The 21,641-nt window shown below is 55.0% G+C and carries 16 protein-coding genes and 1 pseudogene; 10 read left to right on the top strand and 7 right to left on the bottom strand.

Annotated features, from left to right (window positions below; genetic code table 11):
- Nucleotides 1–33 precede the first annotated feature (33 nt).
- Nucleotides 34–1,359 carry a murein hydrolase activator EnvC family protein gene (locus MKX63_RS07375; RefSeq protein ID WP_341016266.1) on the top strand — a complete coding sequence of 442 codons (1,326 nt, stop codon included), beginning with the start codon at nucleotides 34–36 and terminating at the stop codon, nucleotides 1,357–1,359.
- 213 nt (nucleotides 1,360–1,572) lie between these two features.
- A complete protein-coding gene (locus MKX63_RS07380) occupies nucleotides 1,573–3,039 on the top strand; it encodes a S41 family peptidase (RefSeq protein ID WP_341016268.1) in 1,467 nt (488 codons plus the stop codon).
- 315 nt (nucleotides 3,040–3,354) lie between these two features.
- Here MKX63_RS07380 and tnpC read toward each other — a convergent pair whose 3' ends face one another.
- Complete coding sequence (gene tnpC, locus MKX63_RS07385; protein ID WP_341014754.1) at nucleotides 3,355–4,842, bottom strand: IS66 family transposase; 1,488 nt, start codon at nucleotides 4,840–4,842, stop codon at nucleotides 3,355–3,357.
- 405 nt (nucleotides 4,843–5,247) lie between these two features.
- On the opposite strand from tnpC, the gene MKX63_RS07390 reads away from it, so the two are divergent.
- Entirely contained in the window at nucleotides 5,248–6,594 is a 1,347-nt protein-coding gene (locus MKX63_RS07390) for a PDZ domain-containing protein (protein ID WP_445323485.1), read from the top strand.
- 669 nt (nucleotides 6,595–7,263) lie between these two features.
- Here the strand turns inward: MKX63_RS07390 and MKX63_RS07395 are convergent.
- Nucleotides 7,264–7,929, bottom strand: coding sequence for a response regulator transcription factor (locus MKX63_RS07395; protein ID WP_341016270.1), 666 nt, complete (start codon nucleotides 7,927–7,929; stop codon nucleotides 7,264–7,266).
- Nucleotides 7,930–8,789: 860 nt separating this feature from the next.
- A complete protein-coding gene (locus tag MKX63_RS07400) occupies nucleotides 8,790–9,947 on the bottom strand; it encodes a sensor histidine kinase (RefSeq protein WP_341016272.1) in 1,158 nt (385 codons plus the stop codon).
- A gap of 194 nt (nucleotides 9,948–10,141) precedes the next feature.
- On the opposite strand from MKX63_RS07400, the gene MKX63_RS07405 reads away from it, so the two are divergent.
- The 6 genes from MKX63_RS07405 (at nucleotide 10,142) to MKX63_RS07430 (ending at nucleotide 18,446) form a co-directional block, all read left to right on the top strand.
- Nucleotides 10,142–11,077, top strand: coding sequence for an ABC transporter ATP-binding protein (locus MKX63_RS07405; RefSeq protein ID WP_341016274.1), 936 nt, complete (start codon nucleotides 10,142–10,144; stop codon nucleotides 11,075–11,077).
- Between the two features lie 14 nt (nucleotides 11,078–11,091).
- On the top strand, nucleotides 11,092–12,258 hold the full coding sequence (locus MKX63_RS07410) for an ABC transporter permease (RefSeq protein ID WP_341016275.1): 1,167 nt from the start codon (nucleotides 11,092–11,094) through the stop codon (nucleotides 12,256–12,258).
- Nucleotides 12,251–13,411 carry an ABC transporter permease gene (locus tag MKX63_RS07415; RefSeq protein ID WP_341016277.1) on the top strand — a complete coding sequence of 387 codons (1,161 nt, stop codon included), beginning with the start codon at nucleotides 12,251–12,253 and terminating at the stop codon, nucleotides 13,409–13,411. The genes MKX63_RS07410 and MKX63_RS07415 overlap by 8 nt, the downstream gene beginning before the upstream one ends.
- Before the next feature lie 108 nt (nucleotides 13,412–13,519).
- Complete coding sequence (locus MKX63_RS07420; RefSeq protein WP_341016278.1) at nucleotides 13,520–13,843, top strand: L-rhamnose mutarotase; 324 nt, start codon at nucleotides 13,520–13,522, stop codon at nucleotides 13,841–13,843.
- Between the two features lie 147 nt (nucleotides 13,844–13,990).
- The gene (locus tag MKX63_RS07425; RefSeq protein WP_341016280.1) at nucleotides 13,991–15,121 is read left to right on the top strand and encodes a cation:proton antiporter; all 1,131 of its coding nucleotides are present in this window, start codon (nucleotides 13,991–13,993) and stop codon (nucleotides 15,119–15,121) included.
- A 307-nt stretch (nucleotides 15,122–15,428) separates the two neighbouring features.
- A complete protein-coding gene (locus tag MKX63_RS07430; protein ID WP_341016283.1) occupies nucleotides 15,429–18,446 on the top strand; it encodes an efflux RND transporter permease subunit in 3,018 nt (1,005 codons plus the stop codon).
- A 90-nt stretch (nucleotides 18,447–18,536) separates the two neighbouring features.
- Here the strand turns inward: MKX63_RS07430 and MKX63_RS07435 are convergent, their stop codons facing one another.
- The gene (locus MKX63_RS07435; RefSeq protein WP_341016284.1) at nucleotides 18,537–18,812 is read right to left on the bottom strand and encodes a hypothetical protein; all 276 of its coding nucleotides are present in this window, start codon (nucleotides 18,810–18,812) and stop codon (nucleotides 18,537–18,539) included.
- Between MKX63_RS07435 and MKX63_RS07440 the strand changes: the two genes are divergently transcribed.
- Complete coding sequence (locus MKX63_RS07440) at nucleotides 18,784–19,305, top strand: hypothetical protein (protein ID WP_341016285.1); 522 nt, start codon at nucleotides 18,784–18,786, stop codon at nucleotides 19,303–19,305. The two genes, MKX63_RS07435 and MKX63_RS07440, sit on opposite strands and share 29 nt — an antisense overlap.
- 482 nt (nucleotides 19,306–19,787) lie before the next feature.
- Here MKX63_RS07440 and MKX63_RS32540 read toward each other — a convergent pair whose 3' ends face one another.
- From MKX63_RS32540 to MKX63_RS07445, 3 genes and pseudogenes are all read right to left on the bottom strand, one after another.
- Nucleotides 19,788–19,940: an IS3 family transposase gene (locus tag MKX63_RS32540; protein WP_445323486.1), complete on the bottom strand. Its 153-nt coding sequence runs from the start codon at nucleotides 19,938–19,940 to the stop codon at nucleotides 19,788–19,790.
- A 53-nt stretch (nucleotides 19,941–19,993) separates the two neighbouring features.
- A pseudogene (locus tag MKX63_RS32545) lies at nucleotides 19,994–20,770 on the bottom strand (IS3 family transposase); the annotation flags it as partial.
- On the bottom strand, nucleotides 20,656–20,979 hold the full coding sequence (locus MKX63_RS07445; protein WP_341016286.1) for a transposase: 324 nt from the start codon (nucleotides 20,977–20,979) through the stop codon (nucleotides 20,656–20,658). The gene MKX63_RS07445 and the pseudogene MKX63_RS32545, both read right to left, overlap by 115 nt.
- Nucleotides 20,980–21,641: the final 662 nt, after the last annotated feature.

The following is a 21,641-nucleotide window of genomic DNA, read 5'->3' on the forward strand; positions in this document are numbered from 1 at the left end:
TCTTATATTTGAACAAAGGACGGAGAGTGCAAGTTGAAAAAGATTGCTGCCGGAATGGCCGTAATATTGCTGGCTGTCACAATGTTCGGACCCTCTGACGGATATGCGAAGAAAACAAGTGTTGCCGAAATCGATAAGCAGCTGAAGCAGCTGCAGCAGGAGGTCCAGGCGGCCAAGGCGGCGCAGGAGAAGGCGGACTCCCGTAATCAAGAGGCGAAGCACTATAAGAATAAGACCACGCTGAATCTGGACTATGTGCTGGGGCAGATTGCCCAGGTGAAGGGTGAGATGACCACGATATCCGGCAAAATTGCCAGCACGGAGAAGTCGCTTACCGTGACGGCAACGGAGCTGGATGAGGCGGAGGCGCGCGTGGCCTCCCGTGAAAAGCTGCTGGAATCCCGTGTCCGTCTCATGTACACGGATGGCGCAGTCTCCTATCTGGATGTGCTGCTGTCCTCGACCAGCTTCTCCGATTTCCTGGACCGGGCCGATTCCCTGAAGATGATCGTGGATCAGGATCAGGACCTGCTGGTGCAGCATAAGCTGGACAAGCAGACCGTGATTACCAAGAAGCAGGAGCTGGAAGGGCAATATGCCACGGCGAAGCAGCTGTATACCGATCTGGAAGCCCAGCGCAGTATGCTGAAGGAGAAGGAAGCGGAGAAGCAGGAGCTCATTGCTTATTATGATGAGGAGATTCAGAATTCGGAGGTCATCTCTGCTGAACAGGATGCTAAGCTGGTAGAGCTGGCTAGCACCCGCTCTTCTCTAGAAGCGCAGAAGGACAAGCTAAAGGCGGAGGAAGCGGCGCGCAGAGCGGCTGCAGCGAAGGCTGAGGCGCAGCGCCGGGCGGCAATAGCCGCAGCCAAGGCAGCTGAAGCTGCCTTGGCCGCGAAAGCGTCCAAGTCTTCCGGTGGCGGCAGTTCCTCCGTTGCGAGCGTTGAAGAATATTCCGGCGGCGATGGTCCTTACCTGCGGCCGGTGGGCTACGCGCGGATCTCTTCTCCTTTTGGCTACCGGACCCATCCGGTGACGCATGAAGTCGGCAAGCTGCATACCGGTATAGACTTTGCCGTACCGCAGGGTACGAGTATCCATGCAGCGGATTCCGGAACAGTTGTGGTAGCACGCTGGTATAGCGGTTATGGTTATTGTGTCATTATCGACCATGGCGGCGGGGTGTGGACGCTGTACGGTCACATCCGCGAAGGCGGCATTAGAGTGAGCGAGGGAGACCGGGTGGAGCGCGGTCAGACGATTGCGGAATCCGGTTCAACGGGACGTTCTACCGGCCCGCATCTGCATTTTGAAGTGCGGATCAACGGGAAACCGGTGAATCCTATGCCTTATCTGTAGGCGGAGTGATGGAAAGATTTTAAGTTTGGCTGAACTATTTAGATTGAACTGAGAAAATGGAGTCCCGTCCAATCCTAAAACATAAAAATCATCAGTTCAATTTATAAAATAAATATATTTTCGTGCTGCGGCATATACTGGAAGAGATGCCGTTTCTCATGGAACGGGCCCATGCTGGTGTTAAGATGGACAAGAAGGGACGGTGGGAACATCATGTTAAAGAAAAGCACTGCGGCCTTTATGATCGTCGCGGCACTGCTGTGCGGCAGTCTGCTGACCCTGGGCGTGACCGGTTATGTACAGGTATTCGGACAAGCCGCAGGTGAAGGGCTGGCAACGGTCCTGCAGACTGCCGGACTACAGGAGAAGGAATCGAAGAAGCTGGGTACCGCTCTTAGCCTGATCGAGAGCAATTATTATGAGAAGGTCGACCGGGAGAAGCTGATTGACGGTGCGGTCAACGGAATGATGGAAGCACTGGGCGACCCGTATTCGAACTACATGGGCAAGGAGACGGCACAGCGGTTCGAGGAGAGCATTGAAGGCTCCTTCTCGGGGATTGGCGCTGAAGTCTCCTCCGACAACGGCAAGGTCGTTGTAGTCTCCCCGATCAAGGGCTCACCGGCAGAGAAGGCCGGCATTCAGGCCAAGGATGTAATCCTCTCCGTGAACGGTGAATCGCTGGAAGGGCTGGAGCTGAATGCGGCTGTAGCCAAAATCCGCGGTCCCAAGGGCAGCAAGGCGACCCTGAAGGTCCAGCGGACCGGAACAGCGGAGCCGCTGCAATTCGTCATCACCCGTGATGACGTCAGACTGGAGACGGTCTATGCGACGATGGAGAAGGAGCATGTCGGTGTGATCGAGGTTACGCAGTTCTCGCAGAACACCTCGGAGCGGTTCAAGGAAGAGCTGACGAAGCTGGAGAAGCAGGGCATGAAGGGACTCGTTATTGATGTCCGCAATGACCCGGGCGGTGTGCTTCCGGTGGTCATTGAGATGGTCGAGCAGTTCGTTCCTTCCGGCAAGGCCATCGTACAGGTGGAGGATAAGAACAAGCGGCGCGAGGTCAGCACCTCGAAGGGATCAAGCAAGAAGTACCCGGTAGTCGTGCTGATGAACAAAGGCAGCGCGAGCGCTTCGGAGATCATGGCCGGAGCCCTGCAGCAATCGGCCGGAGCCAAGCTGATCGGTGAGAATTCGTTCGGCAAAGGAACCGTGCAGACCAGCTTCGAGGAGCAGCTCGGTGACGGAAGCCTGCTGAAGATTACAATTGCCAAGTGGCTGACGCCGGACGGCACCTGGATTCACGGCAAGGGCATTAAGCCGGATATCGCCGTAGCCCAGCCGGACTACTTCTCGGTGGCGCCGATTAACAAGAGCGTTACGCTGCAATATAATATGAACAATGCAGATGTCAAAAGTGCACAGACGATGCTGGATGGATTAGGCTACAAGCCGGGCCGCAAGGACGGCTACTTCGATGCCGGGACCAAAGAAGCGGTCAAGAAATTCCAGAGCGCAGCCAAGCTGAAGTCGACAGGCGCGATTGACGCCAAGACCGCGGAAGCGCTGGAGCTGGCCCTGATCAAGGTGATCCAGGATCCGGTGAATGATAATCAGCGGAATAAGGGGATCGAAGAAATTCAGAAGGAAATCAAGGCTGCGGCGTCGAAAAAGTAAGAAGGCTGATTTCAGCCTTCTTTTTTTCTTTACAGGAAAAGAATCAATATGCTCGGTGCTGAATGTGACTGAAGGCTAAAGGTATGCTCAAAATCGAATCAAATTGCCTGGTACAGCATCATATTGCCCGAATGTATGTGAAAAACAGCATACATTGTGTTCGCAAGCAGGCATATGGCCCGAATGTATGTGAAAACAGCATACAATGTGTTCGCAAGCAGGCATATGGTCCGAATGTATGTGAAAAACAGTATACATTGTGTTCGCAAGCAGGCATATAGTCCGAATGTATGTGAAAAACAGTTACTACTTAGGTCACTTCAAAACAGGGTTACCGAAAAAAGCAAGAGATAGCGAGGAAAGGACAGGGAGTTGTTGTTTAATGTAGGTGGAGACGACGCTCCGTAAGCGGGCAAACCATTGCGCCGCGGCTTCGGTACGAAAAGAACCGGAGACTTTTTGCTTGACCTTGACCATTCGGAGATCACGTTCGGCTTGGTTGTTATCAAAGGGAATCTCGGGACACCAAAGAAACTTGAGAATCGCCTCTTTGTGAACCTCAAAGCGTTCTCCCAAGTTGCCGGCCCTGCTCTTAATGGCACGACCTTTTTTACACGTTTTCGCCCGTACCCAGTCTTTCGACCATTCCCCTTCGCCCGTTTGGAGAATCGCGTCATATCGTTCACGAAACGATTGAATGACCTCTGTCGCCAAAGGAATCCCTGCTTGACGGGAACGCAGCGCCTGGGCCCAGCCCTCCGTCAGCAGATCCTTCATCTGCTTCGCCCACTGATGTCCGTCGTGCTCGGCAATCCCTATGCATTCCCGGAGCAAATGGGCATTACACAAGGCATGGGAATAGCTATGCCTCTCATTAAAATATCCTTTCATGCAGTCATGGACGACGGTTCCCGTATAAGTAGGTAAAAAACCGATGTCTTTCATCGCGGGAGCTCCCCGTTTGGCGTGCAGCTGGAGCAAGGTATACGTTTCGTCAGACATGACGTGCATCCACTGGGTCCGTCCGTCAACCCGGCACCCGGTTTCATCCGCATGGACTTTGACTTTCTGATGTAACTGGGTACGGATATGCTCTTCGATGGGAGCGAAACGGTCATGGGCGGTCTCTAAAAAGGAAAGCAAGGTACCTTCGCTGGGCCGATACGTGGTCCAGTCCTCGAAGAGCTGAGCCATCCGCTGAAGCGGAAGAAAGTGAAAGGCATGCAAATAGACCGTCCACGCCGCCATCCGGGGGCCATATTGGGCCGGAGCAGTGATGTGGGACGGGAAGGCTGCACGCTGGACTTTTTGGCAACAAGCGCAGTAGCGTTGCTCGGCACGAAACTCGGTGGTCCAGATGCGAGACACAGGAAGGTCGAATTCTTGACGCCGTTCTTCCCCCACACAAGGAGCACCTGCGAGCGAGCCCAAACAGTCCGGACAGGTGGTTAATTCGCAGACCACGACTTCGTCGGGATTGTCGATAACGTGGAGCGTCGTCCCAGGATGGCCTTTCGGTGCGCCTTTGGGACCACCAGGGGTTCGCAGATTGGGAGGCTTGCGAAGCCCGTCACTAGATGGAGGTTTGCTGCTGTTATGACTCTTCTGCTGGAGTTGCCGTTCCAACTCATGCACGCGTTTTTTCAGCGATTGAATCTCTTTCGCCTGGGTGTCAACGATTTGTTGAAGGCGCTGATTCTGTTCGGTCAAGGCCCGATTTTGGTCGAGGAGCATCTGGATGAAGCCTGCAATTTCAGGATCCCCTTTACTGATCTGAAGGACTTGCTGTGGGCTAACATCCATACCTCATTCACCTCCCGGGTTTTGTCTTTTTCTTTCGACAGGGGAGAGTAAAACTCCTTTCCGAAAGTGGAATAGTGTGGATGTTTTTTCATGGAGACCTAAGTAGTAACGAAAAACAGCATACAATGTGCTCGTAAGCAGGCATATGGCTCGAATGTATGTGAAAACAGCATACAATGTGTTCGCAAGCAGGCATATGGTCCGAATGTATGTGAAAAACAGTATACAATGTGCTCGTCGTTAGGATGATTTTGTTCAAAGATAAGACTTATAGGCTTCGCGCTATAATCATCCTTATCTTTCTCGCTAAAACGGTACCGTCCTTTAAAAAGGATGGCAATGCCGTTTCCGCTTGAATCAAAGAATCATCTATGCTCTAGGCTATGAAAAGGAGTGTGCGAAACGTTGAATGTACTCCCGGAGCTGCTAACCAGCTGGGGCACGGCAGTTCTTCATCTGCTGATGCAGCCCTATTACTATATCGCTATTCTATTTATTGCCCTGTATTACCGCAGGCAGGTGGTCTTGGAACGGAAGCTTATTCATGTGAAGCTGCATAGCTGGGGCCCGGAAACCTGGCGGACCGTGTGGACCGGCGGACTTATGGGGCTGGTGGTCTCCCTTGCCGCGGTTGCACTGGGAGTCTCAGTGACCTATACGGCTGTAGCCTGTATCTGGGTGGTCAGCCTTATCTTAATGCTGTTTCGGGTGCGTTATTTATGCTTTGCGTATGCCATAGGCGTGCTTGGCATTGTGCAGTTTGTACTGTCGTTCTTCCCGGAGACGCTACAGAGCGGAGTCGCCGGAACGGTTGCTGGTGCTGTGCGGGAGATGGATATTCCCGCGCTGCTAGCGCTCGCCGCGCTGCTTCACGTGGCCGAGGCGCTGCTGGCGCGCTGGCAGGGGCCCCGGCTGGCGACGCCGCTGTTCCTTGCCGGCAAGCGCGGCAAGGTGGTGGGCGGCTATCAGCTGCAGGCCTTCTGGCCGCTGCCGCTGTTCGTGCTGATTCCGGCAGGCAGCGGAATCGGTGACCTGCCGTGGCATCCGCTGCTGGGCGGGGGCCTCGGCCTGGTCTCGCTGCCGGTCATCATCGGCTTCAGCGAGATGACCCAGGGCATGCTGCCCGGACGCAAGGCGGCCCGGACGTTCGGACGGCTGCTGGTCTACAGCGCCGTCCTGCTCGGCCTTAGCCTGCTTGCGGACCTATGGAGCCCGCTGACGGTTGTCGCGGCGCTCGCGGCTATTCTGCTGCACGAAGGGTTAAGCTGGTACAGCGCTCTGGAGGAGCGCAGCCTTAGCCCCGTCTTCGTGCATCCCCCAGCCGGCCGCAAGGTGCTGGCCGTGCTGCAGGGCAGCCCCGCGCAGGAGCTGGGCATCCTGCCCGGCGAGATCCTGCTGAAGGTCAACGGGGTCCTGTTGACCAGCGCGGCGCAGCTGCATGAGGCGCTGCGCATGAACCCCGCGTTCTGCAAGCTGGAGGTGCAGAATCGCGAAGGCGAGAGCAAGTATCTGCAGCGCGCGATCTATGCCGGGGACCATCATCAGCTAGGCATCATTCTGGTGCCGGACCCGGACGGGGGCATCACCGCAGAGACCAAGCCTTCCAGCATCTTCAGCATCATCGGGATGCGGTCAGGCATACGGCAGCGTGGAGTGCAGGGTGACCGGCTGGGCCGGACGAAGAAGACGCCGCCAGCAGAGGCTAAGCAGACCTCGCCGGCAGAGGCCAAGCAGGAATCTGCTGGTGTCTGACGGCGTCTGACGGTAGATTACCAACGTAATTGGCTCCCCCAGCGGTTGCTGGCGCGGAAGGTTAAAGAGACCCGTTCTCCCTGAACTAAGTTCAGGGGGAACGGGCCTCTTTATATTAATAGTTGTTAAGGGAGTGGTGTGAGGTACCTGGAATGTATGCGGGAAACTGAATACAATGCGCCGGGTGGTGGTGTGCGGGGCGAATGTAATCGAAAAACCGATCACATTCAGCGTTGATTGGGCACGTGGGCCAAGTGTAATCGATAAACCGACCACATTCGGCGCTGCTTGGGCACGTGGACTAAATGTAATCGAAAAACCGATCACATTCGGCGCTGCTTGGGTGCGTGGACCAAATGTAATCGAAAAACCGATCACACTCGGACGGTGTGGATCGCACTAAGCTCCGGAATTCCTGCAAATAATGCAACAATGTATCGTAGCCCGTAGCCCGTAGCCCGTAGCCCGTAGCCCGTAGCCCGTAGCCCGTAGCCCGTAGCCCGTAGCCCGTAGCCCGTAGCCCGTAGCCCGTAGCCCGTAGCCCGTAGCCCGTAGCCCGTAGCCCGTAACACTTTAGAAGAATCCTGCAAAATGTACAACAATGCGATTCATGCAATCAATCTGTGAGAGGAAACTCTCAGGATTGGCGAGAGGTGGCCAATCTGTGGCTCAAGGGTTCCCCCGCTCTGTTTTCAGATACAGAATCGCAATCTGTGTCCGGTCACGTACGCCGAGCTTACTGAGGATGTCGGTAATATAGTTTTTGACGGTGCCTTCGCTCAGGAACAGCTTGGCGGCGATTTCTTTGTTGGTGAGTCCCTCTGCAATGGAGGTGACGACTGCCTGCTCGGACCTGGTCAGGCCGTAGGCAGCAAGCGGCTGAGCCGCCTCGGAGGCTTCCTGACGCGCGGATGGCTGGAGGAAGCCCGCCAGCTTGCGGGCGATCTCGGGATGAATGAGCATATTGCCCTCATGTACGGTCTTGATGCCTTGAATGATCCGGTCCGGCGGGATGTTCTTGAGCAGATATCCGCTGGCCCCGGCGCGAAGAGCCTCAATAATATACTCGTCATCATCGAAGGTCGTCAGCATTAGAACAGCTACGGCCGGATAAGCTTCTTTGATCAGCCTTGTACCTTCCACTCCGTCACATCCCGGCATACGGATATCCATAAGTACAACATCCGCTCCGCCGGGCAGCTCCCCCAGCAAGGAGAGAGCCTCCCGGCCCTCCCCTGCGGTTCCCGCCACTTCAATGCCGGCATCCATTCCGATCAATACCTTCAAGCTCTCGCGGATAAAAGAATCGTCGTCAACAATCAATACTCTAATCATGGTTCGGCACCTCTTGTCTGTGAGTATACTCCCGCTATCCATCCCCGGCGAACTCGATGAGTGTGCGCAAACTTCCCATCTGGCTCCTCTCTTATAAAACTAATATAGGAAGTTGGAGGATGCGATATAACGGGAAGCAGCAGCATACGTTACAGTTGGAGAGCGGATCAGTCTGCTGGTGTTGTGGCGTGGAGAAATAGTTAGACAACTGATCAGTTTGGCGATACTGCGAAACAAGGATTGTTGAAGAACTGACCATTCTGCCGATGCCACAGTTCGAGCGAATAGTAGGACAGCAGATTAGTCTGCCGATGTTCTAGCATGGGAAAATAGTTGGATTTTGAGCACTTCCTGATTAGCAAATGCCCTCTCTGGGGACAACAGTTGGAAAAATGACACTTAATTACTCCCAATTCGTCCGTCAGCATCACAACCAGCAACAGTAGATGCTGTTTTTCCAACTAATTTCCCAAAATCATCGAAAAATGTGGAATTAACATACATTTTTCCACTTGTTTGGAGCAGAAGGTAGTATATCCCCTCCAGTTTGGAGTAGGAGCGGTAGCGCTCACCCCATCGACTCGTCATATCCCCTCCAGTTTGGAGTAGGAGCGGTAGCGCTCACCCCATCGACTCGTCATATCCCCTCCAGTTTGGAGCAGGAGCGGTAGCGCTCGCCCCATCGACTCGTCATATCCCCTCCAGTTTGGAGCAGGAGCGGTAGCGCTCACCCCATCGACTCGTCATATCCCCTCCAGTTTGGAGCAGAAGCGGTAGCGCTCGCCCCATCGACTCGTCATATCCCTCCAGAAGTGTCACCCACCTTTCCCTGCATCCCCGCAGTCCCGTATCCTGCCAGTCTACACTCCCTCCGGCTGCCGGTACACCGGCAGCCGGGTAACAACCGTGAACTGCGGCTCCAGCCGCAGCTCCAGCGTCCCGCCCACCATGGAGCAGCGCTCGCTCATGCCCTTCATGCCCATCCCGCTGCTGCCCGGCAGACGGCTCAGCGGGTCAGCTACCGGCAGCTTCCCGTTATTGCCGGTCTCCATCCGTACCTCATGCTCCGTATAGGTGACCTCCACCCATACGGAGCTGGCCTGACCGTGCCGCAGCGCATTGGTGATGGCCTCCCGGGCATTGGTGTACAGCACAACCTGAAGGCTCGGATAGAGCGGATAAGGAATCCCTTGCACCGTATAGGAGGTGGCAATGCCGGTATCGCGGCCCACTTCCTCCAGCAGCCGGTCCAGCGCATAGGCACCTTCTGACTGCGGAGTCGGGTTAATCCGCTTCAGCGCCGCACGCATATCATCCATACTGCCCGAGAGCTGATCCCGGATCTGGTTCATCATCTGAAGTCCCGTCTCGGGTGCGGCAGGAATTGTGTGAATGGCCGCTTCAGTCATCATCTTGACCCGGATCAGCCGGTGACCGATGTCATCATGCAGCTGGCGGGCAATCCGTACCCGTTCCTCGGCCTGCGCGGCCACCTCTATGTGCGAGGTGAACTGAAGCAGCCTTGCGCGGGCCTCTTCCAGCTCGAAATGCTTCTTGCGCAGCTCGTCATAGAGGAATAAGGTATCGGCACGCCCGCGCCCTGTCCGGAGCAGCAGCAGGTTCAAGCCGGCACACAGCAGGAAGGTAAGGTTCGTGAACACAAGCACTGCCGGAGCCGCATGAAGCAGGGCGGCATTCAGCAGGGCCAGATGAATACAGAAGAAGGTAAGGGCTGTATTCTTGGGCTGCCGCCGGGTATAGGAGATCACCGCAGACAAGGCCGGAAAAACCATCAGCGGCCCGTATTCATAACAAAGCCAGGCAGTGAGGACCAGCTCTATGCCTCCGGTCAGTGCGGCGAGAGATCCAGATGGCCTTGTACCTAGTGTGACCAGCAGCATCAACAGCATGAAATGCAGAGTGAACCAGTCATAATCGGCGAATTCATAGACTTGCATCGAGAGGATCGCCGGGATGATAAGCAGGCTGTAGCGCAGCAGCATCAGTTCTCTGGTCAAGTAAGCTCATCCTTTTAGATACAATATTCCTTATCGGTCAACATTCTTCACAGGTACATCCATCTTAGCATAAGAGCCCTGCTCTTCAGGAGATGACTTTGGTCACCTCCGGATCATGACCTTTAGTACCTTCGGCTGTGCCTGCCCTACTGTACAATAAGAATACGAGAATGAAGGAATAGGGGGCATCGGCAATGGCACTTGCGGTACTGAGCGATGTTGTGAAGAGATATGACGGTAAGCTGATTGTGGATCACGTGAATTTCAATATCCAGGAGGGCGAAATCTTCGGCCTGCTGGGCCCGAACGGTGCCGGGAAGAGCACGACCATCAGCATGATCTGCGGACTGCTCCAGGCCGACAGCGGCGAGATCCGGATCGACGGGCTGTCCGTAAGGGAGCGGCCGCTTGAGGTGAAGAAGCGGATTGGCCTAGTGCCACAGGAACTGGCTTTATACGAGAATATGTCGGCCAGCGATAATGTAAGCTTTTTCGGCAGACTCTATGGGCTGCGCGGACAACTGCTGAAGGAGCGGACCCGGGAAGCGCTGGAGTTCACCGGACTTAGCGACCGTGCCAAGGATAAGCCGTCCACCTTCTCGGGAGGGATGAAAAGACGGCTGAATATCGCCTGTGCCATCATGCACCGGCCGCGCCTGATTATTATGGATGAACCTACAGTCGGCATTGATCCGCAGTCACGCAATCACATTCTGGAATCCGTGAAGGCCTTGAATAAGATGGGGTCGTCGGTGATCTACACCAGTCATTATATGGAGGAGGTAGCTGCGATCTGTGACCGGGTAGCCATTATGGACCAGGGGCATATCATTGCCTGCGGTACGGAGAACGAGCTGCGCGAACGGGTGGCCCACGAGGAGAAAATCGTTGTGAAGGCAGCGGGCATCACCCCTGCCTTAGTGAACGAGCTGGGGCAGCATCCCCGGATCAACCGGGTAGAAGCGGTACAGGATGCGATCGAGCTGTATCTTCCCTCCTCGCAAAGTGCGCTCCAGGATATTCTGTTTATTTTCTCCAAGCACGAAGGGGTCATTGCCTCCCTGAATATTGAAGAGCCGGATCTGGAGACCTTGTTCCTTAGTCTGACCGGCCGGACCTTGCGGGACTAGAGAGGGGAAGAAACGTGAATATCTGGATTATTATGAAATTTGAGCTGCGCAGACAGCTCCGTTCACGCACATTGCTGCTTAATATGTTCCTGCTGCCGCTGGTGCTGATCTTCCTCTTGGGCGCTTCGCTCTCCGGGGTGGTCGGGGTACAGGGGGCAGATGAGATCAAGCCTGTGCGTGTAGCTATTGTGAATAATGGAGGCGGAGGGGCAGAGGCATCTGCAATCCTTACAGCTTTTCTGGAGACGCCTGAGGTGAAGGGGCTGATTATTCCTGTCAAGACAGAGAGCCGTGAAGCCGCAGAGAGCGGGCTGCGCACGAGCAAATATGCCTATGGTGTTATTGTTCCTTCGGGTTTTGATGAAGAGGTGCAGAGCGGTAAGAAGGTGAGCCTGGAGTTCATTCTGGGCAGGAGCCATGCAGATAACCGGGTAGCCGGAACCGCCTTCGACAATCTGCTGATGGAGCTGAATTATAAGCAGGCGGCAGCCGTTACGCTTGGACCGAAGGCTCTTACAGCGACTTCGGCGCCTGCCGGGAAGCCGGGGGTGGTGCTGGGAGATCTGAACAATGGCGGGAAGACCTATTCGGCGGCTCAGTTCTATGCGGCGTCCATGCTGCTGATGTTCCTGATGTACAGCGGACTTACTGTGACAGCCTCACTTTTTAACGATAAAGAGAACCATACGCTGTTCAGAATCCATTCCATGCCGGTAAAAGGCAGCCATCTGTTCATTGGCAAAATGCTCGGCGTAGGCCTGGTCAGCATCCTGCAGTGCCTTACGATTATTCTGCTGTCTGACTGGCTGTTCGGCGTCTACTGGGGCAACCGCCCGGGACTGCTGCTGCTGTTCTGTCTGCTGATGATTGCCGCCTCAATGACGCTGGGCGTACTGATCTGCTTCTTCAGCCGGACCTCGGCGACTGCTACGAATATCATTAGTGTCCTGACTATAGTGATGACCTTCGTCAGCGGAGGAATGGCGCCGCTTCCCGATTCCTGGGTGAACAGCGCAGGTGCATTTACGCTTAACCATTGGGTGCAGCAGGCGGTCATCCGGATGATGCTGCATTCCGGTCTGGACCAGCTTTTGCCGAATCTGTGGGTGATGTGCTTCATTAGCGCGGCATTATTCGCGGCAGTGATTGTCTCATACCGGAAGGTGGGTTACCGTGGATAAAATATTAATTATTGCCTGGAATATGATCAGACGTAGCATAGGCACCTTCAGAGGGCTTATGGTATTCATTCTGCTTCCCGGCGTGGTAGTGGCAGCAATTATCTCCCTTACTGGAGGGATGGCGGAGGGACCGGCAACCGTTCTATACGTCAACTCGGATACGGGGGCAGCCGGCAGACATTTGATTACGGAGCTGGAGCAGGCCGGAGAATATAAGTTCGAGCCGCGCAGCGATGAGGCCGCTTTGAAGGAAGCAACAATTAAGCAGGAGGGAACGGTGGGGGTGTTCATTCCTGCCGGGTACACTGCGGCCTTACTGGCGGGGGAGCCGCCGCAGATCAGCATCTATGAGCTGCGGGCAAGTGAAAGCTCCATCATGATGAAGCTGAAGATCACCGCCAATGCCGCTCAGATTGCCGAAGCAGCGCATACCGTTGCTGCCGCAAGCGGAGGAACAGGTGATATGCAGGCGCAGCTCGCTGCTGTACTGAAGCAGTCGGAGCAGCACAATGTGGGCGGCACCCGCACCGATTATGATCTCTATCCGCGGCAGACGCTGGGCGTGGTTACAGGGATGACGCTTATGTTCCTGATGGCACTGGTGACCAGCTCCGTCTCCCAGATCACGGATGACCGCAGAGGGCGTACCATGATGCGCATGTTCAGCGCGCCGGTCCGTTCGTATGAAATTGCGCTTGGCAACTTCCTGGGCAGCTTCCTTGTAGGAATGATTCAGATTCTAGTTGTGCTGGTGCTGGGAAAATGGGTGCTCCGCTACGATTACGAGATGCCGCTCTTTCTCTACTTCCTGGTGCTGGCGGCCTTCATGCTGGTATCTATGGGCATCGCCAGCACCGTTGCAGGCCTGATCCGCAATCCGCGTAATGCGGGGATGCTGAATTCGCTGATTCTCACTCCGACCTGTATGCTGGGCGGCTGCTTCTGGCCCGTCTCCATCATGCCGGAATATATGCAAAAACTAGCCAACTTTACACCGCAGAAATGGGCGATTCAGGCGGTGGACATTGCCGCAACCGGCGGCGGCTGGAATGAACTGTGGCTGCCGTTTGCGATTCTAGGCCTGATGGCTGCCGTTCTGCTGGCGATTGGCTCTGCCATTCTCCGTCCGAATGAAGCGGGAATCAGCACCTGAGACCAAAGCGTACCCTTGCTGCCCTTCATGTCTAAAACGGACATATTCAAATTGTATAATTATGTGATATGATCGAATCAAAGGAATATATGACAGGAGGATACGTGGATGGGCAGCAATAAGCTGGCTTGGACCTGGAAGGTGAAAGAGGAATACTTAGAGGAATACGTACAAATGCATCTGGAGCCGTGGCCGGAGATTCTGGAGGAGCACAGCAAGGCGGGCATCCGCAATTATTCGATTTTTCAGAACGGCAACCAGTTCTTCTATTGCTTTGAATGTAATGATACGGAAGCTGCGTTCGCCTACATCGCCGGGAGTGAGGCCTGCAACCGCTGGAATGCGATCACCTCGAAGATGGTCGAGGGCTCCTTTGATTTCAACGATGCGGTTCCGATGGTGCCGCTGCGCGAGGTCTTTTATCTGAAGTAATCCGGTTTACAGCAATGTTGATTGGAGATATACTGGAGAGAATCATTTAAGCGAACTGAATAATTCAGTGTTATTAGGAGGAGCCTGTCACCAAGGCTTCTCTTTGTCGTTTTACGGGTTTTTTAGGAAAAGGAGTGAAAAGCGCAAGTGGAATTCATACTGTATTTACTGCTGATTCTATTATTCACCAAGCTGGCCGGGGACTTGTCTGTGCGGCTCGGGCAGCCTGCGGTGCTGGGGAAGCTGCTGGTCGGCATCCTTCTCGGACCCGCCGTGCTCGGCTGGGTGCAGCCGGGCGGATTCATACATTACATGTCGGAGATTGGCGTGCTGCTGCTGATGTTCATGGCGGGACTGGAGACAGACCTGAGGCAGCTGCGTGAGAACTGGAAGGCGGCTTTTGCGGTAGCTGTGGGCGGGATACTGCTGCCCTTTGCCGGCGGCTTCGCTATCGGGGAGTGGTTCGGCTTCGCGGATCACAATGCGCTGTTCCTGGGGGTGATTCTGAGCGCGACCTCGGTCAGTATCTCTGTTCAGGTGCTGAAGGAGATGGACCGGCTGAATTCGCCGGAAGGCTCGACCATTCTGGGGGCCGCGGTGATTGATGATATTCTCGTTGTGATTCTGCTGGCGGTGCTGATGAGCTTTTTCGGTACGGGGGGAAATATCCCGATAAGTCTTCTGATCGGCCAAAAACTGCTGTTCTTCGCCGTAGCTGTCATTGCCGGCTGGCTTGCTGTTCCACGCCTGATGCGCTGGCTCGCCCCCTTGCGGGTAACCGAGGCGGTCATGACTGCTGCGCTGGTGATTCTCTTTGCTTATGCGTATTTTGCCGAGAAAATGGGAATGGCCGGAATCATCGGCGCCTTTGCCGCAGGAATTGCTATTGCCCAGACACCCTTCAAGCAGGTGGTAGAGTCCAAAGTAGAGCCGATTGCTTATACGCTGTTTGTGCCGGTCTTTTTTGTGAGCATCGGGCTGAATGTCAGCTTTGAGGGGCTGGGCAGCCACATCCTATTTGTGGTGGTGTTATCCATATTCGCTATATTGGCCAAATGGCTGGGCGGCGGAATCGGCGCGCGGCTGACCGGGTTCAATACGCGGTCCTCGCTCATTATCGGCGCAGGCATGATTTCCAGAGGCGAAGTCGCTCTGATTATCGCTTCTACGGGTCTGGCGAGCGGGCTGCTGCTTCCTGAATATTTTACCAGTGTCATTATCGCTGTGATTCTGACTACACTGGTCACGCCGCCGCTGCTCAAGGGAATGTTCCGGTAAACCGTCCGGTGCGGAATGCTTGTAGCCCGCTTAATGTTATATAAATGATCCATTAACGGCCTCCTCTGTTGGGGGCCTTTTAATATGTTTTGGGTTCCCTGCAAAGTACCTGAATCATCATTATTTTGTGCCTATATGTCTGATGGAGGAGAAGCCGCCCGCCTTAAGACTGACCGCGAAACCCTCCGGGAGACGGTTTTGGCATTGGCCTTCAGCCCTTACACTGAAACAAGAATCGGCCGTGTATACATACGTGAACAGACTACCCGCATTCGAACTATTAATGGAATGGAAGGGGTACACAATAATGACTTGGTTGACGAAATGGTCGTTTGGCAATAAGGGGGCGCTCGGACTGCTGGTGGTGATGGCGCTGGTCGTTGGAATGATGAGCTATACCTCGCTGCCCATGGAATTCATGCCGGAGGCGGATAACCCGCAGGTGACGGTTGCCGTGCTGGGACCCGGGCAGGATGCGCATTCCATGGAGACACAGGTGACGAAGCCGATAGAGGCCGCAACCGCACTCATCAAAGGCAAGACGGAACAGATGTCCACATCGGCGGACGGCTATGCCAAGGTGGATCTTTATTTTGACGGCAAGTCGGATATGAAGGAAGCTGCGCAGGAGGTGGAGAAGGCGGTCCGCGCTCTGAAGTTCCCGCAAGGGGTGATGGACCCGTTCATCATTCAGCTGAACACCTCGATGATTCCTGTGTCGCAGGTCACGGTTGCATTCGATGAAGGAATGACGAAGGAGAATCTGGAGATTGCCGAGAAGCGGATTCTTCCTGCTATGCAGCAGATCAAGGGTGTAGCCAGCGTAGCCCTATACGGCAAAACCTCGCCGCAGGTGCAAGTAAAGCTTGATCCGGCAGCGATGGCCGCCAAGGGCGTGAATACCGCGCAGGTGATGGGACTGCTTCAGGGCCGCAGCGTATCGGCATCTGTAGGGGAGCTGACCATTGGCGGACAGAGCGGAAATGTGAATGTGGTCTCCGCCATCGAGAGTGTGGATTCGCTTGCCAAGCTGCCGGTGGCAGCAGGAGTCACGCTGGGTGATATTGCGGCTGTAGCGCCCAAGCTTGATCAGGAAAGTGTCAGCCGCTCGAACGGCAAGGATGTGTTGTTCCTCGTAGTCACCAAAGAGGCCAGTGCCAATGCGGTGGATGTAGGCGGCTTGGTCCGTACTACTGCCAAGGAGCTTACAGCCAGTATCCCGAATGCCGATGTATCGATGATCTTCAGCAGCTCGGATATGGTGGTGACCTCGGTGAACAGTATGCTGCGGGAGGTGCTGCTGGGTGCTCTATTCGCTACTATTGTTATTCTGGTCTTCCTGCGCAATCTCCGGGCTACGCTGATCACAGCGGTGTCCATTCCGTTATCGCTGGCCGTTACCTTGTATCTGCTGAAAATGTCAGGGATCACCCTCAACATCGTGACTCTTGGCGGCGTTGCCGTTGCGGTTGGACGGCTGGTCGATGACAGCATCGTAGTGATTGAGAATATCTACCGGCGGATGCAGCAGGAGCGATTGTCCCGCTCCATGGTCATCAGCGCTACCGGGGAGGTAGCCCGGGCCATTACCACCTCCACCATCGCGACGGTAGCGGTCTTCCTGCCGATGGGGCTGCTGCGCGGGGGCCTTCAGGCTTTCCTGTTGCCGTTTGCCTTGACGGTGACCTACTCGCTGCTGACTTCGCTGGTAGTTGCTTTGACCATTGTACCGGTCCTGAGCTCCCGGCTGCTCAAGGGTTCGGCGCTGAAGAAGCATGAGCCTTCCCGTAGATTCAGCCGCTTCCTGGAATGGAATCTGCAGCGGAAATGGCTAACGTTATCGCTGGGACTCCTGCTCTTGGCGGGTTCCATTGGCGCCTATATCGCCATGCCGAAGGGTGCGCTGGATGCTACAGATGCCAGCACTGTAACCGTCCGGCTGGCCTATCCGAATAATGTTCCTGTAACGGAGGTGCTGGAGAACGGCAAGCTGCTGGAAGCTGAGCTGATGAAGCAGCCGCAGGCGCAGACCGTTATTATGCAGTCCGGCAATAGTGCGGATTCCGCGCAGTGGGGGAGTGTGGTCTCCCTGACGCAGGTGGATTATACGATTATGATGAAGGAAGGCAGTGATGCACAGGCCTTCATGGATCATATCCGCGGTCTGCAATCCTCTTATGCCGGAGCTACATTGACCACAGGAGCGGCCAGTATGATGGGCGCAAGCTCGACCAGTGAGTATATTGATATCGTAGGCGATGATCCGGAGGTCATTCATACCGTAGCCAAGGAAGTCGCCGCCAAAGTACAAGGGATTAAAGGGGTGGAAAAGGTCGCCAGCAATATGGAGGACACGCGTCCGGTCTTTGCTTTCAAGGTAGATCCGGCATTGGCGAATGCTCAGGAGATCTCCATGCAGCTTGCGGCTATGCTGAATCCGGTGCCGCTAGGCCAGATCGAGCTGGACGGCTCTCCGGCTGCGGTGGTGCTTGAACCCATAGTGCAGCCTGCATCGCAGAAGGAACTGCAGCAGCTGACAATCATGACGGTATCCGGTCCGCAGCCGCTGTCACAGGTGGCTGAGCTTACGGTGAGCGACCAGCCGGCTATGCTATATCATAAAGACGGCAAGCCCTATGCCCGCATTACAGCAGAGGTAGACCCGAAGCGGGTCTCGGCCATTGGCGCGGAGATTGGCAAGCAGACGGAAGGCATTACCTTGCCAGAAGGGGTCACGCTATTCGCGGGCGGTGCTTCAGCGCAGCAGGCCGGAGACTTCGGCGACCTGGGGATGACGGCGCTGATCTCCATCGGACTGGTCTACCTGATTATGGTTCTGACCTTCAAGACGCTGCGTGCGCCCCTGGCGATTATGTTCTCCCTGCCGCTTGCCGCCATCGGAGCTATTATTGCGCTGCTGATCTCGGGGATCACTCCTGACTTCACCGCTTTGTTCGGTGCCTTGATGCTCATCGGAATAGTGGTTACCAATGCTATCGTACTAATTGACCGGATCAAGCATAATGAGGAGCAGATGACCATCCGCGAGGCCATTCTGGAAGCTGCGGGTACACGGATGCGTCCGATCCTGATGACGGCGATTGCCACCGTCTGCGCCATGCTTCCCTTGTTATTTGGGCAATCCGAGCAGGGAAGCATCGTCTCGCAGAGTCTGGCGATTGTAGTCATTGGCGGCCTGACAGCAGCAACTCTGCTGACCCTGCTGGTCGTTCCGGCCATCTACGAGCTGCTCTACTTCCGCAAATCTGCCAAACAGCGCAGGCAGGCTGCCGCCGTTCCGGCACCGGGGGATCTGCCAGGCTGATCCGGGTGACTATTTTTTAAAGAAAAAAAGACAATCTCTAAATTTATGGACCGGGCTAATCTTATATAATGGGTTGTACACCAAAAAAGATTAGAGGGGAATGAGTCCAATCCGGTCTACAGCTACAACACTGGCAGCGGGCGCGGTCTTGTCGCTTAGTCTGCTGCTTGGATGCAGCAGCCAAAATACATCCGTCACCGGTACTCCGGCGGCAGAACCAGCTTCATCTGGCTCAGCGTCTGCTTCTGCATCGCCGTCTGCAACTCCTATTGCTCCTGCACAGACTGTATCATCTGTACCAGCTGCATCGGCAGCCGCCTCAGAAACTGCATCCGCAGTGACCCCGGCAACTACGTCTGGCCTCACCAGCCAGTTCCCGCCGGAGGGGCTGGCCGGATCGGTCATTATCGATTCCGTGAATGCCAAAGGGACGGTTCGGGCGAGAACCTCAGCCGGACAAGGCGAGCTGCTGATGATCGCAAGCGGTCCGGAGGAGCGGGGACATCTGTTGTCCTCCAGTAACGATGGTCTGGAGGGGGAACCGACGTATCAGGCAGATTACTCCATCGTATACCGGGAGGGGAAGCAGGATCAGGTATTGCTTAAGCTGCCGGCCTTCTTGTTCGTACAGCCGACAGACCGCGTGCTGGAGTTTGGTGTGGTCTCCTTTGCGAGGGCAGAAGTCTATCTGCTTGCTCCCAATATAAATCAGGACATGGACTGGTTGCTTACGCCTTTGCTAGGGAGAAGGGGAGCGGAGAAGTGTTTCCGTTATCCTTCAAGCAGGGAGAAATCGTACACGATACACTGGTCTACTCCGAGCTGCCTCCGTTCCCGGAGGGCCAGAATGAACAGTTAGTGGTATACTTGCCACAGGGTGCCGGGGGCGAACCGGGACCAGGACCACAGAGTTATGAGCTGGACCTCGATAAGCGGCAATTTGTTGCACAGTAGAACGAAGTAGAGTAAAACCTCCCTTGTATCTGGAGTTTTTTTCAGGTAATCAAAGGGGGGTTTTTAGCATATAATAAGCGGCTGAAATCCAAAGGGAAGTGGTTCGGGAGGCTGGCGGAGGCATGCCGGATTGTGCGGATGAAAGGGATAAATCCCTCAGATGTGGCCGGATGTGGGCGGATGAGCGAGAATGAAAGGGATAAATCCCTCAGATGTGGCCGGAAGTGGGCGGATGAGCGAAATGAGAGGGATAAATCCCTCAGGATGCGGCCGGAAGCGGGCGGATGAGCGAAATGAGAGGGATAAATCCCTCAGATGCGGCCGGAAGTGGGCGGATGAGCGAGAATGAAAGGGATAATGGACTCCTGTCAAGAAAGTAGACAAAACCTACAACGTTTTTCGCTTAAATGTGGCTGCAAACTGAACCGGAGAAACGTACCCCAGTGCCCCATGGATTCGTTTACGGTTGTAGAAAAATTCAATGTACTGGAAAATGGCATCATACGCCTGTTGCTTCGTTTTAAATCGATTCCAGTACACCAACTCTTTTTTAAGAGGCTGTGAAAAGATTCGATACAGGCGTTATCATAACAGTTTCCTTTGCGGCTCATGCTTGCGGTCATCTGGTACGTCTTTAGGCGTTCCCGGTAGTCTGCAGAGGCGTACTGGGAGCCTCGATCCGAATGGTGAATCAAGCCCTTTCCGGGGCGTTTGGCCTGGTAGGCAGCGTCCAGAGCGCCCTGTACGAGGTCAGTGGTCATCCGGTCGCTAAGCCGCCAGCCGACAATCTCCCGGGTACACAGGTCCAACACGCTCGCCAAGTACATTCGTCCTTCCCGGCAGGGAATGTAGGTGATATCCGCTACCCACGTCTGGTTCGGCTTTTCCGTGTGAAATTGCTGGTTTAACAAGTTGGGGGCAATGGGTAGCGGATGGTTGGAGTCGGTGGTGCATACGCGAAATCTCTTTGCGACACAAGAGCGCAGCCCCAGTTCTTTCATGTACTTGCCTACCGTGCGTTCACTGACCTGGTGCCCTTCACGCACTAGGAGAACCTTGATTTTGGGGCTGCCATAGCGACCCTTAGAGTCGTGAAAATGATAGGCAATCCGCTTTAGCAACAAGGCTTTACGAGTGGCTTGAGGGCTGGGCTTCGCTGTTCTCCATTTGTAATACCCGCTCCGGGACACCTGAAAGACACTGCACATCTTCTCCACGCGGAACTCGGAGCGATGATCTTCAATAAACCGAAATCTCAGTTCTTTGGATTGCTGAAGATGTGCACGGCTTTTTTTAGGATGGCCATCTCCTCTGTCAGGTCTGCGAGTTCTTGCTCCCGCTCCTTCAGTTGACGTTCCAGCTCTCTGTATTTGTCTGGAGTAATGATGGGCTCATTCTCAAACTGCCGGTACTGACCTAGCCATTTATGCAACGTTTTGGCGGGGACATCCAGCTCCAGGGCCAATTCCGCCACCGTTTTCGTCTGCTCCTGGATGTACTTTACGGCCTGTCTTTTGTATTCTTCATTGTAGCTTCTCCGTGTGTTCCACTCATGCGGACACCTCCTCGTTAAACTCATTATCTCTATTCTCTTAACGGGTGTCCACGGTTAACACTAACAGCATAAATCCCTCAGATGCGGCCGGAAGAGGGCGGAAGAGCAAAATGAGAGGGATAAATCCCTCAGATGTGGCCGGAAGCGGGCGGATCCCTCAGATGCGGCCGGAAGTGGGCGGATGAGCGAAATGAGAGGGATAAATCCCTCAGATGTGGCCGGAAGCGGACTGGTGAGCGGATGATGCGGCCGGAAGCGGGCGGGTGAGTGAAATGAGAGGGATAAATCCCTCAGATGCGGCCGGAAGAGGGCGGAAGAGCAAAATGAGAGGGATAAATCCCTCAGATGTGGCCGGAAGCGGGCGGATGAGCGAAATGAGAGGGATAAATCCCTCAGGATGCGGCCGGAAGTGGGCGGATGAGCGAAATGAGAGGGATAAATCCCTCAGATGCGGCCGGAAGCGGACTGGTGAGCGGAATGAAAGGGATAAATCCCTCAGATGCGGCCGGAAGCGGGCGGGTGAGTGAAATGAGAGGGATAAATCCCCCAGATGTGGCCGGAAGTGGGCTGGGTGAGCGAAATGAGAGGGATAAATCCCTTAGATGCGGCCGGAAGTGGGCGGATGAGCGAAATGAGAGGGATAAATCCCTCAGATGCGGCCGGAAGTGGGCGGGTGAGCGAAATGA

This window comes from Paenibacillus sp. FSL R7-0179 (assembly GCF_038002265.1).
In the GTDB taxonomy this organism is placed as follows: domain Bacteria; phylum Bacillota; class Bacilli; order Paenibacillales; family Paenibacillaceae; genus Paenibacillus_AQ.

Excerpts from the sequence above, each read along its gene's own strand:
- MKX63_RS07380 (WP_341016268.1), top strand. The coding sequence starts at position 1,573 with ATGTTAAAGAAAAGCACTGCGGCCTTTATGATCGTCGCGGCACTGCTG.
- tnpC (WP_341014754.1), bottom strand. The coding sequence starts at position 4,842 with ATGGATGTTAGCCCACAGCAAGTCCTTCAGATCAGTAAAGGGGATCCT.
- MKX63_RS07395 (WP_341016270.1), bottom strand. The coding sequence starts at position 7,929 with ATGATTAGAGTATTGATTGTTGACGACGATTCTTTTATCCGCGAGAGC.
- MKX63_RS07405 (WP_341016274.1), top strand. The coding sequence starts at position 10,142 with ATGGCACTTGCGGTACTGAGCGATGTTGTGAAGAGATATGACGGTAAG.
- MKX63_RS07420 (WP_341016278.1), top strand. The coding sequence starts at position 13,520 with ATGGGCAGCAATAAGCTGGCTTGGACCTGGAAGGTGAAAGAGGAATAC.
- MKX63_RS07430 (WP_341016283.1), top strand. The coding sequence starts at position 15,429 with ATGACTTGGTTGACGAAATGGTCGTTTGGCAATAAGGGGGCGCTCGGA.
- MKX63_RS07445 (WP_341016286.1), bottom strand. The coding sequence starts at position 20,979 with ATGAGTTTAACGAGGAGGTGTCCGCATGAGTGGAACACACGGAGAAGC.